14 protein-coding genes are annotated in these 12,705 nt (G+C 74.5%); 5 read left to right on the top strand and 9 right to left on the bottom strand.

Annotation, left to right across the window (positions count from 1 at the left end):
* The first annotated feature begins 151 nt into the window (after positions 1 to 151).
* On the top strand, positions 152 to 1,018 hold the full coding sequence (locus ACIQ9P_RS18535; RefSeq protein WP_402356570.1) for a (2Fe-2S)-binding protein: 867 nt from the start codon (positions 152 to 154) through the stop codon (positions 1,016 to 1,018).
* Between the two features lie 47 nt (positions 1,019 to 1,065).
* The gene (locus ACIQ9P_RS18530; protein ID WP_402356567.1) at positions 1,066 to 1,467 is read left to right on the top strand and encodes a VOC family protein; all 402 of its coding nucleotides are present in this window, start codon (positions 1,066 to 1,068) and stop codon (positions 1,465 to 1,467) included.
* Between the two features lie 160 nt (positions 1,468 to 1,627).
* Here ACIQ9P_RS18530 and ACIQ9P_RS18525 read toward each other — a convergent pair whose 3' ends face one another.
* The 9 genes from ACIQ9P_RS18525 to ACIQ9P_RS18485 all read right to left on the bottom strand — a co-directional run bounded on the left by ACIQ9P_RS18525 (position 1,628) and on the right by ACIQ9P_RS18485 (position 8,774).
* The gene (locus ACIQ9P_RS18525; protein WP_402356564.1) at positions 1,628 to 2,335 is read right to left on the bottom strand and encodes a bleomycin resistance protein; all 708 of its coding nucleotides are present in this window, start codon (positions 2,333 to 2,335) and stop codon (positions 1,628 to 1,630) included.
* 129 nt (positions 2,336 to 2,464) lie between these two features.
* The gene (locus ACIQ9P_RS18520) at positions 2,465 to 2,968 is read right to left on the bottom strand and encodes a GNAT family N-acetyltransferase (RefSeq protein WP_402356561.1); all 504 of its coding nucleotides are present in this window, start codon (positions 2,966 to 2,968) and stop codon (positions 2,465 to 2,467) included.
* 67 nt (positions 2,969 to 3,035) lie between these two features.
* On the bottom strand, positions 3,036 to 3,635 hold the full coding sequence (locus tag ACIQ9P_RS18515) for a GNAT family N-acetyltransferase (protein ID WP_402356558.1): 600 nt from the start codon (positions 3,633 to 3,635) through the stop codon (positions 3,036 to 3,038).
* 74 nt (positions 3,636 to 3,709) lie between these two features.
* Positions 3,710 to 4,216: a hypothetical protein gene (locus tag ACIQ9P_RS18510; protein ID WP_402356555.1), complete on the bottom strand. Its 507-nt coding sequence runs from the start codon at positions 4,214 to 4,216 to the stop codon at positions 3,710 to 3,712.
* Positions 4,213 to 4,602, bottom strand: coding sequence for a hypothetical protein (locus ACIQ9P_RS18505; protein WP_402356552.1), 390 nt, complete (start codon positions 4,600 to 4,602; stop codon positions 4,213 to 4,215). The genes ACIQ9P_RS18510 and ACIQ9P_RS18505 overlap by 4 nt, the downstream gene beginning before the upstream one ends.
* The gene (locus ACIQ9P_RS18500; protein WP_402356549.1) at positions 4,599 to 6,158 is read right to left on the bottom strand and encodes a hypothetical protein; all 1,560 of its coding nucleotides are present in this window, start codon (positions 6,156 to 6,158) and stop codon (positions 4,599 to 4,601) included. The genes ACIQ9P_RS18505 and ACIQ9P_RS18500 overlap by 4 nt, the downstream gene beginning before the upstream one ends.
* Positions 6,155 to 6,535, bottom strand: a complete 381-nt coding sequence (locus ACIQ9P_RS18495) for a type VII secretion target (RefSeq protein ID WP_402356546.1) — start codon at positions 6,533 to 6,535, stop codon at positions 6,155 to 6,157. Before ACIQ9P_RS18495 ends, ACIQ9P_RS18500 begins: the two co-directional genes overlap by 4 nt.
* 314 nt (positions 6,536 to 6,849) lie before the next feature.
* Complete coding sequence (locus ACIQ9P_RS18490; RefSeq protein WP_402356543.1) at positions 6,850 to 7,905, bottom strand: ABC transporter substrate-binding protein; 1,056 nt, start codon at positions 7,903 to 7,905, stop codon at positions 6,850 to 6,852.
* Between the two features lie 80 nt (positions 7,906 to 7,985).
* Positions 7,986 to 8,774 carry a MerR family transcriptional regulator gene (locus tag ACIQ9P_RS18485; RefSeq protein WP_402356540.1) on the bottom strand — a complete coding sequence of 263 codons (789 nt, stop codon included), beginning with the start codon at positions 8,772 to 8,774 and terminating at the stop codon, positions 7,986 to 7,988.
* Between the two features lie 168 nt (positions 8,775 to 8,942).
* Here ACIQ9P_RS18485 and ACIQ9P_RS18480 point away from each other — a divergent pair, with 168 nt between their 5' ends.
* From ACIQ9P_RS18480 to ACIQ9P_RS18470, 3 genes are read left to right on the top strand one after another with little or no spacing between them, the layout of a single operon-like run.
* Entirely contained in the window at positions 8,943 to 10,724 is a 1,782-nt protein-coding gene (locus ACIQ9P_RS18480) for a flavin-containing monooxygenase (protein ID WP_402356537.1), read from the top strand.
* Positions 10,721 to 11,791 carry an alpha/beta fold hydrolase gene (locus ACIQ9P_RS18475; protein WP_402356534.1) on the top strand — a complete coding sequence of 357 codons (1,071 nt, stop codon included), beginning with the start codon at positions 10,721 to 10,723 and terminating at the stop codon, positions 11,789 to 11,791. Before ACIQ9P_RS18480 ends, ACIQ9P_RS18475 begins: the two co-directional genes overlap by 4 nt.
* Positions 11,788 to 12,693 (top strand): SDR family oxidoreductase, encoded by a 906-nt coding sequence (locus tag ACIQ9P_RS18470; protein WP_402356531.1) that lies wholly within the window; start codon positions 11,788 to 11,790, stop codon positions 12,691 to 12,693. Before ACIQ9P_RS18475 ends, ACIQ9P_RS18470 begins: the two co-directional genes overlap by 4 nt.
* The last annotated feature ends 12 nt before the right edge of the window (positions 12,694 to 12,705 follow it).

Genomic DNA, 12,705 nt, shown 5'->3' with positions numbered 1-12,705 from the left:
GGCGAGTCGGGCGCCGCGACCGGCCGAGGTGGCGCGAACCGGCCGGTGAGTGCCTATAAGGTGAGCCTCACCTAACGCGATCTCGGGAGTGCCGATGATCTTCTCGGGTCCGCCTCTGCCTGCCGCCGTGCCCGTCGCCGTACCTGCTGTCGTGCCTGCCGCCCTGCCCGTCGTGGTGCCCGCCGTGGTACCCGTCGCGCCACGTCCCGCGAATCCGCTGGACACCGACTACCGGCTGCTGTTCGACCTCTGCCCGGTGCTCCGGGTGCGGCTGCTCACGGACGACGAACCCGCCCCGGACCGCGAACTCGGCTGGTACTCCGCGACCGACCTGGCGACCGATCCGGACGCGCTGGCCGCGGCCCTGGCCGGCGAGGCGGCGCGGATCGCCCCCGTCGCCGTCGGCCACGGCACCGCGCCGCGCCCGCACGTCGCCGCCTCCCGGCTGCTGCACCACTACCTCTGGTCGGTCTGCGTGCTGATCGCCGGACCCTGGCGGCTGAGCGGTCGCGTCCCCTCCATCGACGGCGCGGACCTGTGGATGCACGCCCCCACCGGTGACTTCGCGCTGCGCCCGCGCGCCCAGGTCGCCCTTCCCGGCGAGGACGAGCTCCGGGCCGAGCTGCGCGCCGCCGTCGTCACCCACGTCGAACCACTGCTGGCCGCGTTCGCCGCCCCCACCCGGCGCGGCACCCGGGCGCTGTGGGGCATGGTCACCGACGACCTGGCCTCGGCCATCTGGTACCTGGGCAAGCGGCTCGACGAGTCCACCGGGGCGGCCGGCGGCCCCGGTTCGCCCGGGGAGGACGCCGCCGTCGCCGCCGCCGAGGCGGTGCTCCCCGGCCAGACCGACCCACTCCTCGGTGCCGCGCACTTCCGCGTCCTGAACGGCGAGGACGGCCGCGCCCACCACACCCGGACCCGCCTCGGCTGCTGCCTCTACTACGCGATCGAGCCCGCCGGGGCCTGCGTCACCTGTCCCCGGACGGGCGACGAGGAGAGGCTGCGGCGGTTCTGACGGGTCCGTCGGGGGCCGTCGGACCCGCCTCGGTAGGCTCGCCCGTCGTGATCGACTCCACCGTCCACGTCCGCGTCGCGAGGCCCTCCCGGGACCTCGCGGCGGCCGAGCGCTTCTACGTCGACGGCCTCGGCCTGGCCGTCCTGTGGCGCACCACCGAACACGTCCCGGGCGAGCACGACCTCCTCATGGTCGGTCCGCCGGGCGGCGGTTGGCACTTCGAGCTGACCCACGACCCCGAGCGGCCGATCGAACCGGCGCCCACCGTCGACGACCTCTTCGTCGTCTACCTCGGGGCGCCGGTGCACGGGGCGCTGGTCCGGCGCCTGGAGGCCGTCGGCGGCACACGGGTGCCCGCGCACAACCCCTACTGGGACGAACACGGTGTCACGGTGGCCGATCCGGACGGCTACCGGCTGGTGCTGTGCACCCGTTCCTGGGTGTCCTGAGCGCTCCGGGGGGGGCGAGCGACGGCGCGCGGCAATGCGGCGCTGCGGCAGCGCGGCGGTGCGGGGACGCGGGGACCGGTCGACGGATGGCGGACATCACGGTCCGTCATCCGTCCTTGCTCGTCGGTCGGTTGCCGTTCTCCGCGCGGAGTCGTCCGCCTCAGGCCAGAAGATCCGCGAGGTGCTTGAGCTCGTCCCGGACGGACTCCCGCTCCTCCGCGGTGAGCGCCTCGGCGGTCGAGTCCGCCCGCCGGGTGAAGGCTTCGGCGCTGGCGCTGTCCGCCAGCCGGTGTGCCAGGTCGGCGCGCAGCGCCAGGATGCGGAACAGCAGTACCGGGGCGGGCGGCCCGTCCGGCGATTCCAGGGCCCGGTCCAGTACCCGGGCGGCCGCGGCCGGGTCCTCCTGGGAGTCGGCGAACACCGCGGCGTGGTGCAGCGCCTTCGCGAACGGCTCCTCGGGGGAGGGCCGGTGGTGCTGCCCGGCCCGGATCGGCTGGCCGATCCGCAGGCAGTTGCCGCCGGGGTCGGTCATCAGGAACTCCCGGATGCCGGACGAGGTGTCGGCGATCGCCCCCAGTCGGGGCAGGCCCTGGCTCGGCACCCGCCCGTAGGCGGACCGCAGGCCCTCCTGGAACGCCGCGTGCAGCGCGTCCACGTCGTCGGTGCGGACCAGGCAGGTGCTGTGGCTGGCGTCCGGGTCGTACTGCTGCATGCCGAAGAAGTGCAGCTGGATTCCGCCGCGTTGGACGACCGCATAGGGGTCGGGACTGAGCTGATGGTCAGTCACTTCGAAGCCCAGTGCGGTGTAGAAGTCGAGCACCGGTGCGAGGGTCTGGCAGGGAAGGATCGGTACCGTCGATTCGGCCATGCTCGCTGACTTTACCCCTGGTTGACCGCGAAACGGACGCTTCCGCTCAGATGTCGCCCCGGGGGCCGCCGGGTTCGCGCACCGGGCACGGCCGCTGACGGCCGGGCCGGGCGGGCGGCGGGTTGCCGCTCAACGGGCCACGGGGGCAAGTTGTTTGACCATCACCCGCTCCTCGGCGGCCCGTTCGTCCCGGGCCTCGTCCACGCCGACGAACCCGTTGCGCCGGTACAACGCCTCGGCGGGTGTGTTGCCCATCAGTACGGCGAGCCGCAGCGAGGTCCGGCCGGTCCGTCGGGCCCACGCCTCCACGGCGGCGAGGAGGCGGTCCCCGGTCCGCCGCCCCCGGGCCTCCGGTCCGACCCAGAGCGAGCGCACCTCACCGGCCCCGTCCCGTCCGGGCGAGGGCAGCCCGCCCGCCAGGCCGACCGGCCAGCCGTCCGCCGCCACGGCGACGAGGTGCACGGCGTCCCGGCGCGCGAACCGGGTGCGCCACTCCTGCTCGCCGCCGGTCGGCCAGTCCGACAGCCGGACCTTGAACGCGTGCGGCGCGTCGCGGAGCGCGGCCAGCCGGGCGTCCCGCCACAGCGGCCAGTCGTCCGGGTCGTCGGGGGCGAGGATGCGCAGATCGACCACGGCGGAATTCTGCGCCCGCGCTCCCCGGCCCGTCCAGCCGGTAGGCGACGCGACCCCGTGCGGACGGCTAGCCGACGGCGGCGGTCGCGTCGGCGGCTTCGGGGGCGTCCGGCGAGGAACGGCGGCGCGCCTCCCATTCCTGGCGGAGCAGGCCGAACAGCAGGCGGTCGTAGCGGGTCCCGGCGAGCAGGACGGCGTCCCTGCGGCGCCCCTCCTCCTGGAAGCCGAGCCGGGTGAACGCCCGGGCGGCCCGGGTGTTGCCGCTCCAGGTGTCCAGCTCCAGCCGGTGCAGCGGGAACATGCCGAACAGGTGGTCCACCAGCAGGCCGAGCGCCTCCGAGCCGTAGCCGTGGTCCCAGAACTCCCGCTCGCCGATGAAGATCCCGAGCTCGGCGACGCCCTCGTACGGGTCGACGCCCCGGTAGTCGACCATGCCGATCGGGCGGCCGCCGGCCTTCTCCTCCACGGTGAGGATGCCGCTCTCGCGCGGGTCGAGGCGCAGGATCCGGGAGAAGCGGTCCGCCAGCGCCTCGGCGGTGGTCGGGCCGAAGCGTGGGTCGCCGGCCGCCGCGAGCCGCACCACCTCCGGGTCGTTGCGCCAGCGGAGCTGGTGTTCCGCGTCCTCCGCGCGCAGGGCGCGCAGCCGTACCGCCGTACCTTCGATCATGATCGGATGGTAGGCCCCGCGTCGCGCTCCCCGCACCCGCGTTCCGGGCCGTGCGGGGGCACGCCGCCCTGCCGTCAGCCCACGGTGACCCGGACCTCCTTGCTGGCCAGGGTCCGGCAGGAGGCCGGGTTCTGCGCCTCCTTGCAGGTCGCGAGGTCGACATAGCGCCAGGTGAGGGTGGTGCTCCCGGCGCCGGTGGCGGTCCAGCTCTGGCGGACGGTGTGGCCGCAGCCGGCGCTCTTCGGCGCGCAGGTGCTCTGCTTGCTGTCGGCCTCCCGGCGCAGCGGCGCGGTGTCGCCCCCGTCGACGAGGCGCCAGCCGTGCGGCAGCGGCGCGACCCGCACGTCCACGCCGACCGTCCGGCCGACGGCGAGGTGGACCTCGCTCGGTTCGAACGCGGGCTGCTTGCCACCACCCACCGCCTCCGCGTCGAGATCGGGCGGCAGGGCCAGCAGGGCGGCCGGGGCCACGTCGCCGGGGCCGCTCGACGAGCAGCCGGTCAGCCCCGCCAGTCCCGCGCCGAGGGCGAGGGCGACGGCGGTGAGGGTGCGGGTCGTGCGCTTCCTCGGGCCGTACCTCATGCCGCACCTCCCGCCCGCGCGTCCCGGCGCAGTTCGAGCAGCGCGGCGACCTCGGCCAGCCAGCGTGCGAACAGGTGCTCGCGCCCCACGTCCGCCCCGGTCGCGGCCGCGGCCCGCAGCCAGGTGCGGACGAGCGCCGTACCGGCCACGCCGATCACCGGCTCGGGCAGTGCGAGCGCGGCCGCGAAGCCGCCCGTCCGCACGTGTTGGGCCAGGAAGCCCAGCGGGTACGGGCCGATGCCCGCCGCCTCGGCGCGGTGCGCGGCGGCGATGGCGGCCTCGGTGAACAGGGCCCGGCGCGGCCCGCCGGCCAGCAGCAGGCCGCGGGTGACGGCGGCGGGCACGTCGAGGTCCGCCAGTTCGGCGTCGGACCGGACGGTGGTCATTTCGGCAGCTCCAGGGCGGTCGACCGGTCGAGCGGGTGATCGCCGGGGGTGAGCCCGCCGAGCTGGCTGTCGACGAACTGCTCCTCCGTCACCCAGGAGGTGAAGCCCCACGGGTTGTAGATCTGGAGCTTGTCGCCGTCCCGGCCGATGATCATCATCTGGTGGCCGGAGTCCTCGTTGCGCACGGTGATCGGCACCGGCAGGCCCTCGTCGACGGACTTCTCGATCCGGGTGACCGCGTTGCGCCGGTCCTCGTCGCTCTTCAGTTCCACGTGCTCGTAGTCGGCGCCGGTCGCCCGGCCGAGGTCCTTGTCGGCGAGGTAGGTCTGGGCGGTGGCGCCGAGTCCGGCGTCCACCTGCGGGTAGACCTTCTTGTTGCCGTCGGCCCGCTGGCCGTCCCGGTACTCGCCGAGGTAGGCGTCCTGGAGGCGCTGCCCGAAGTTCTCCGGCGAGTCGGCGCCGGGGGTGTCGGGTGTGCCGCCGGTGGTCAGCCGGAACATCAGCAGCGGGTCCAGCTCGGCCTGGGCGATGACGGTGGAGGCGGCGACGCAGTCGCTGACGTTGCGCTGCGAGTAGACGCCGTAGCCGTCGAGGCTGACCGGCTGCCCCTGGTAGGTGACGTCGAGGTTGTCGGAGGACTCGCGCCGGGTGTCGTCGGTGGACGTGGCCGGTACGAGGTGCTGGGCCAGCCAGGCCGGGTCGTCGCCGTACGGGTGGATCCGGGCGTCGAAGCTCTGGATGTCCGCCACCGGGTGCCCGGCCGCCAGCGCCTTCCACAGGTAGGCGGACTCCTCGGGGGACTTGGCGCCGGAGAGCAGCGCGCGGAACGCCGCCTGGTCGGAGCCGGTCATCACCCCGAGCACCTGGTTCGCCCGGTCGAGCTGGTTGGGAGTGAGGATGTAGTCGCCGTCCTCGCCCGCGCCGGGGTTCTTCTCGGTGGCCAGCACCACCGCCGCCAGCGGGTCGATCGATCCGGCACCGGCGCGCGCCGCGCGCGCCTTGGCGGCGAGCTGGTTGAGCTTGCCTGCGGTGCCGGTGCCGCAGCTCTCGGCCCGGCGGGCGGCGGCCAGCCGGGCGTCGACGCCGGCCAGCGCCGTCTCCCGGGCGCCCTGGTCGAAGCCGGTCGGGTCGTGCCGGGCGCGTTCGCCGGCGTCGTGCAGCTGCTGGCGGCCCTGGGCGTCGGTGGACTTCGCCCACTCCAGGTCGTTGGCCCAGGCGTCGAGCACCTCGGCGGCCTGGGTGAGGGTGTCCTTGGAGGTCGTGGTCTCCGCCGACATCGCGTGCACCGCCTGGGTCGCGTGTTCGGCGACCGAGCCCGTCCACACCGCGGGCAGCTGGTTGGCCGCGACCCCGGACAGGTCGGTGGTGGCCTTGGCGAAGGAGGCCGCCGCCTTCGCGTAGTCCTGTGCGCGAGCGCGGACCGCCGCCGGGTCGCCGACCGGTTCCGGGACGGCGAGTGCCTCCTCGACGCCCTGCGCCAGGTGCAGGTTGGGCAGCATGAACGTGAACTGCTCGATGCTGTGCCGCGCGTGCTCCAGGTCCTTGACCTTGCTCACCGGCCGCCGCCGGCGGGAACCAGGCCGGAGGTGACGGCGTGCTCGGTGTCCCGGTAGTTCGCCGTGGTGGTGGCCATCTTCTGGGACAGCTCCTCCAGCGCGCGCTGGGTCACGCCGATCTCCTTCGACCAGGCGCTGTCGAAGGAGGACCAGGCGCGGTCCACGCCGAACTCGCCGAAGGCGGTGGACGCGTAGCAGACCGATCCCGCGTACGCCGTCTTCGCCTCGGCGATGTCGGTGGCCGTCCGGCCGAGCTGCTCGGCGACGCTGTTCAGACCCGCGACATTGACGCGGTAGCCGTCCGGGCCGGCCGATCCGCCCGGCCCGGAGCCGTTGACGGTGCCACCGGCGGCGCCGGGCACTGTTCCGTCGCTCATGATTGGTCGTTCCCCCCGTGCTGCGGGCCGTCCGCCGGCCCGGGTCGGTCGGCCCCGCGCCGTGGTGGTCCGCGCGGCAGCCGAGCGGAGAGCCTAGCCCCTGCTGTCGGCCGGGTGCGGCGCGCGTCCGGGCTCCCGTCCCGGTCCCGCGAATTCTTCACGCGGAGCGCGCGGGGGCTCCGCTTCGGACGGTCCGTCCTTGGCACGTTCTTGGGGTTCGGGGTTCGGGGTCCGGAGTTCGGGATGCGGGGGCCGCGTCCCGCCGTCGCCCCGCCGGGACCGGGTCGGCCGGGTGCGGGTCGGCCGGGCACGGGTCAGCCGACGAGGTCGCGCCGGATCTGGTCGAGGATCAGGCCCGCGCCGGTGTAGCCGATGCCGAGCATCCAGAGATTGTCGTCGACCTGGTGGACCTTGCCGTTGCGCACGGCGTCGAGGCTCTTCCACAGTGTGCCGCCGAGGATCCGGTCCTGGTCGGACTTCGCCGGGTCGCCGTAGACCGAGTAGAAGATGACGTCGGCCGCGGCCTGGTCGACCTGCTCGGGGCTGATCTCCAGCGCGAAGCCGGACTTGTTCTGGTTGGCTGGGCGGCCGACGCCGAGGTCGGTGAGGATCGAGCCGACGAAGGTGTCGTTGAGGTACAGGCGGGTGGGCGCCCCGGCGAGGAAGCGGGCCATCTCGACCTTCAGCGCCGCCGCCCGCTCCGGCCCCCCGAGCGCCGTCACCAGCTCGGCGGCCTTCGCCCGGTAAGCCTGTTCGGCGGCCGCCGCCTCCGCCTGACGGCCGAGCGCCTCGGCGTGCAGCCGGACGTTCTCCTTCCAGGCCGGCCCGGTGGTCCTGCTCAGCACCGTCGGCGCGATCTTCGACAGCTCGTCGTAGCGTTTGTCGTCGCGGACCTGGTTGCCGAGGACGAGGTCGGGGTGGAGCCCGGCGATCACCTCCAGCTGGGGCGAGCCGATGACCCCGACGGTCCTGACGCCGGCGAGGCGTTCGGCCGGCAGGTAGGCGGAGAGCGGCGCGCCGGCGGCGACGGTGGTGGCGCCGACCGGGGTGAGGCCCAGGGTGACGGCGGAGTCGAGGGCGTCGGTGTCCAGCACGACGACCCGGGCGGCCCGGGGCGGGACGGTGCTCTCACCGCGCGCGTGCCGCACCACGCGGGGCGTTCCCTCGGTACCGGCCGACCCTGTGGTGCCGGCTGCTCCGGTCGTACCGGTCGTGTCCGATCCGCCGGCCGCGGCCGGTCCGTCGGACCCGCAGGCGGTGAGCGCCGCCCCGGCGGCCAGCCCGGCGGCCAGCGCGAACAGCCCGCGCCGGCTCGGCGCGAGGCGGGCGGGGGTGGGGAGCGAACGGCGGTGGGCGGGGGCGTCGGGCATCGGGCGACTCCGTTCGGGCGGCAGGCGGCGAGGCGGCTGATCCCTGCCCGGTGGCACGGATCGTTACGCCTCCGCGACCGTCAGTCGCCCTCCCGGTGCTCCAGCCGCTGCCGCAGCAGTGCGTCGTACTCGGCGTGCACCCGGCGGTCCATGGCCAGGGCGAACTGGGCGTCGGTGACCGTACGGGCGAGCGGGCGGATCCGCAGGATCTGCTCCGTCAGCCGGGCGGCCTCGCCGGGCGGCAGCGGGGTGTCGGCGGACAGTGCGCCGAGCACGTGGTCGCGTACCAGGGCGGTGAAGATCTCGGCTATCGCCGTCACGTGTTCCTGGGTCCGTCGGCTGGCCGCCAGTACCACCGCCAGCGGTACCCCCTCCGCCACCAGCGCCGTGGTGGCGTCCATCAGCCGGCGGCTGACGTGGGTGATCCCGTCCTCCTCGACCGTGATGAAGCCCTGGTCGATGGACTCGGCGGTGTTCTCGTCGGTGAGCTGGTCGCCGAAGGCCGCCTTCAGCTCGTCCCAGTCGAGGTGGACCGTCGTCTCGTCGGACCAGGGCGCGACGATCGCGGCCTCCAGACCGATGAGTTCGGCGACGTCCCGCCCGCTCTCGCCGGCGCCGATCAGTTCGGTGATGCCACCGAGGGTGTGGCCGCGTTCCAGCAGCTCGGCGATCATCCGCAACCGGGACAGGTGCGATTCCCCGTACCAGGCGATCCGTCCCTCCTTGCGGGGCGGCTGGAGCAGCTTCCGCTCGCGGTAGAAGCGCAGGGTACGGGTGGTGATCCCGGCCGCTTCGGCCAGTTCCTCCACCCGGAACTCGCGTTGGCCGTCCTCGGGGGCAGCTTCGACCTTGTCCACGGCGCTCAGCATAGGACGGGTGCTTCCCGGGTCGGACCGGTCGGGCTTCTTCCATCAAGTGTCAACAAGGACTACCCTGCCAACCGTGCCAGTGATTGCTGGCACGGTTGGCGTGATCCGCGCCGCGCCGAGCAGCGGCGCCGTGCGCCCCACGGTCCCCCACCCTCAGGAGGACGCCGCATGGCATCCAGCACCAAGCGCCCCCGCCCCCGAGCCTCCGACGCGACCGCCCAGGACCGGTCGCGCACCGCGTCCGGGGCCGTGGAGCCGGAAGCCGTCGAAACGGAAGCCGTCGAACCGGAAGCCGTCGAGTCGGAAGCCGTGGAGTCGGAAGCGGCCGAGTCGGAAGCCGCCGAGCCGGAGGCGGTCCCGCACGTCCGGGTCGCCGTCATCGGCTCCGGCTTCGGCGGCCTCGGCGCCGGCGTCCGGCTCCGCCGGGCCGGGATCACCGACTTCGTCGTGCTGGAGCGCGCCGCCTCGGTCGGCGGCACCTGGCGCGACAACAGCTACCCCGGTTGCGCCTGCGACGTCCCCTCGCACCTCTACTCCTTCTCCTTCGCGCCCAATCCGGACTGGCCGCGCAGCTTCTCGGGCCAGCCGGACATCCGCGCCTACCTGGAGAAGGTCGCCGACGTCTTCGGTCTCCGCCCCCACCTGCGCTTCAACACCGAAGTCACCGAAGCCCGTTGGGACGTCGAGCAGACCCGCTGGCAGATCACCACCACGGCCGGCCGGTGGACCGCCGACGCCGTCGTGGCCGCCGCCGGACCGCTCGCGGACCCGCAGATCCCCGACCTGCCGGGCCTGGACTCCTTCCCCGGCAAGGTCTTCCACTCCTCCCGCTGGGACCACGACTTCCCGCTCGACGGCAAGCGCGTGGCGATGGTCGGCACCGGGGCCTCCGCCGCCCAGATCATCCCGGCGATCCAGCCGCAGGTGGGCAGGCTGACGGTGTTCCAGCGCACTCCGGCCTGGGTCCTGCCGCGCCGGGACCGCGCGATCACCCGGCTGGAGAAGCGGCTGCACGACCGCTTCCCGATCACCGCCAAGGCCCGCCGGGGCACCCTGTTCGCCCTGCGCGAGCTCCAGGTGGACGCCTTCGTCCGGCGGCCCGGACTGCTCCGGCTGGTCCAGCGCCTCGCCGAACGCCACCTCGCCGACGGCGTCGCCGACCCCGCCCTGCGGGCCAGGCTCACCCCCGACTACCGGATCGGGTGCAAGCGGATCCTGCTCAGCAACACCTACTACCCGGCGCTCGCCGCCGCCAACACCGAGGTGGTCCCCGCCGGACTGCGCGAGGTGCGCGGCTCGACCCTGGTCGCCGCCGACGGCAGCGAGCACGAGGTGGACGCGATCGTCTTCGGTACCGGCTTCCACGTCACCGACATGCCGATGGGCTCCCGGGTGTTCGGAGCCGACGGCACGAGCTTCGCCGAGAAGTGGAAGGAGGGCATGGAGGCCCTGCGCGGCTCCACCGTGCACGGCTTCCCCAACTTCTTCTTCGTCATCGGTCCCAACACCGGGCTCGGCAACAGTTCGATGATCCTGATGATCGAGTCCCAGCTCAACTACATGATCGACGCGCTGACCAGGCTCGACGAGATCGGCGCCACCGCGATGCAGCCCACCGCCCGGGCCCAGCGGCGGTGGAACCTCGAACTCCAGCACCGGATGGACCGCACCGTCTGGAGCACCGGCGGCTGCCGCAGCTGGTACCTGGACAAGAGCGGCAAGAACACGGTGCTCTGGCCCGGTTCGACCACCTCGTTCCGCCGCGCCACCCGCAAGGTGGACCTCACCGAGTACGAGCTGATCCTCCGCAGCGACGACCGGGCCGCGCCGCCCGGGGCGGCCTCGATGTCCGAGCCGACCTCGTCGTCCGGGCCGACCCCGTCGTCCGCACCGTCCGCACCGTCGGGGCCGCCCGTGGCCGGCACCGCGACCGAGGAGGTCATGGCATGAGCCGCCGTCCGATCCCCGCCGACTGCCTCCAGCCGGTTCCCACCCAGGAGTCGGCCGTCCGCTCGGCCGACGGCACCCGGCTGCACGTCGAGGTCCACGGCCAGCCGGGAGCGCCCACCGTCCTCCTCGCGCACGGCTGGACCTGCACGACCCACTTCTGGGCGCCGGTGATCCACCGGCTCGCCGACCGCTACCGGGTGGTGGTCTACGACCAGCGGGGTCACGGCCGGAGCGAGATCCCGTCGAGCCGCGCCCGCTACTCCACCCGCGCGCTGGCCGAGGACCTCGCCGCCGTCCTCACCCGGGTGGTCCCGGAGGGCGAGCGGGCGGTGCTGGCCGGCCACAGCATGGGCGGCATGACCATCATGGCGGCCGCCGCCCGCCCCGAGGTCGCCGAACGGACGGCGGCCGCCGTCCTGATCTCCACCGGGCCGTCCGACCTCCTGACCGAGGTGCGGATCGTCCCGGACGCCCTGCGCCCGCCGGGGCTGCGCCGCTTCCTGCACCGGCAGGTACTGCGGTCCCGGCTGCCGCTCGGGCCGGTCGGGCCGGTCAGCCGGGCCGGGCTCAAGTACGCCATCATGGGCGCGGACGCGCCCGCCGAGCGCACCGAGGTGGCCGTCCGGATGGCGCACGCCTGCCCGACCGGCGTCCGCGCCAACTGGGCGCGGGTGCTGGACCGGTTGGACGTCCGCCCCGGGCTGGCCCGCCTCGCCGCGCCGACGGCCGTCGTGGTCGGCGCCGAGGACCGGCTCACCCCGCCGGTGCACGCGCACCGCATGGTGGCGGCGCTCGCCGATCCGCAGGGGCTGCTCCTGCTGCCAGGGGTCGGTCACATGGCGCCGCTCGAACGGCCGGCCGAGGTCGCCGCCGAGATCGACCGGATGGCGACCGCCCACCTCCCGGCCAGGCCCGTCACCACCCCCGCCGCCGCCACCACCTCCGCCGTCCCCGAAGCCGTCACCGCCGAAGCCGTCACTCCCGCCGAAGCCGTCACTCCCGCCGACGGCGCCCCCGCCGTCCCCGAAGCCGCCACCGCCGACCCCGAGAGGACCGCCGTCGCATGACCGCCACCCCGCCGCTCTCCGCCCAGGTCGCCGTCGTCACCGGAGCCGCGCGCGGCGTCGGCGCCGCCCTGGCCCGCAACCTCGCCCGGCGCGGCGCCAAGGTCGCGCTGGTCGGCCTGGAACCGGAGGAGCTGAAGGCCGTCGCCGCGCAGTGCGGCCCGGACGCCACCGCCTGGGAGGCCGACGTCACCGACGTCGAGGCGCTCACCGGGCTCGCCGAGCGGATCAAGGCGCACTACGGCCGGATCGACACCGTTGTCGCCAACGCCGGGATCGCGCTCGGCGGTCCGCTGCTGGACAGCGACCACCGGGCGTTCAGCCGGGTGATCGAGGTCAACCTGCTCGGCAGCGTTGCCACCGCCCGGGCCTTCCTGCCCGTCCTCGCCGAGAGCCGCGGCTACCTCCTGCAGATCGCCTCGCTGGCGGCGCTGACCCCGGCGCCGCTGATGAGCGCGTACTGCGCGAGCAAGTCGGGCGTCGAGGCGTTCGCCCACGCGATCCGGGCCGAGGTGGCCCACCAGGGCGTCAAGGTGGGTGTCGGGTACCTGAGTTGGACCGACACCGACATGGTGCGCGGGGCCGACGAGGACGCCGTGCTCAAGCAGATGCGGTCCCGGCTGCCGTGGCCCGCCAACAAGACCTATCCGCTGGAGCCGGCGGTGGACCGCCTGGCCGCCGGGATCGCCCGGCGCTCCGCCCATGTCTACGCCCAGGCGTGGTTGCGCGGGATGCAGCCGGTCCGCTGGGCGCTGCCCTCGCTGATCGCCGTGGTCGGTTCGCGGGACGTGGCGAGGCTCGCGCCCCAGCTCGCCGCCACCGCGGCCTCCCGCCTGCGCCCGGTCGGCGCCGGCGGCGCGGCCGACACCGCGGCGGGGACCGCGGCCCGGTCCGACCGGGAGTGACCGCCTCGCCCG

The organism is Kitasatospora sp. NPDC094019 (assembly GCF_044764505.1).
In the GTDB taxonomy this organism is placed as follows: Bacteria; Actinomycetota; Actinomycetes; order Streptomycetales; family Streptomycetaceae; genus Kitasatospora.
This window is presented reverse-complemented; position numbering and strand designations above follow the sequence as displayed.

Excerpts from the sequence above, each read along its gene's own strand:
- ACIQ9P_RS18475 (WP_402356534.1), top strand. The coding sequence starts at position 10,721 with ATGAGCCGCCGTCCGATCCCCGCCGACTGCCTCCAGCCGGTTCCCACC.
- ACIQ9P_RS18495 (WP_402356546.1), bottom strand. The coding sequence starts at position 6,535 with ATGAGCGACGGAACAGTGCCCGGCGCCGCCGGTGGCACCGTCAACGGC.
- ACIQ9P_RS18485 (WP_402356540.1), bottom strand. The coding sequence starts at position 8,774 with ATGCTGAGCGCCGTGGACAAGGTCGAAGCTGCCCCCGAGGACGGCCAA.
- ACIQ9P_RS18505 (WP_402356552.1), bottom strand. The coding sequence starts at position 4,602 with ATGACCACCGTCCGGTCCGACGCCGAACTGGCGGACCTCGACGTGCCC.
- ACIQ9P_RS18480 (WP_402356537.1), top strand. The coding sequence starts at position 8,943 with ATGGCATCCAGCACCAAGCGCCCCCGCCCCCGAGCCTCCGACGCGACC.
- ACIQ9P_RS18515 (WP_402356558.1), bottom strand. The coding sequence starts at position 3,635 with ATGATCGAAGGTACGGCGGTACGGCTGCGCGCCCTGCGCGCGGAGGAC.
- ACIQ9P_RS18490 (WP_402356543.1), bottom strand. The coding sequence starts at position 7,905 with ATGCCCGACGCCCCCGCCCACCGCCGTTCGCTCCCCACCCCCGCCCGC.
- ACIQ9P_RS18510 (WP_402356555.1), bottom strand. The coding sequence starts at position 4,216 with ATGAGGTACGGCCCGAGGAAGCGCACGACCCGCACCCTCACCGCCGTC.
- ACIQ9P_RS18525 (WP_402356564.1), bottom strand. The coding sequence starts at position 2,335 with ATGGCCGAATCGACGGTACCGATCCTTCCCTGCCAGACCCTCGCACCG.
- ACIQ9P_RS18470 (WP_402356531.1), top strand. The coding sequence starts at position 11,788 with ATGACCGCCACCCCGCCGCTCTCCGCCCAGGTCGCCGTCGTCACCGGA.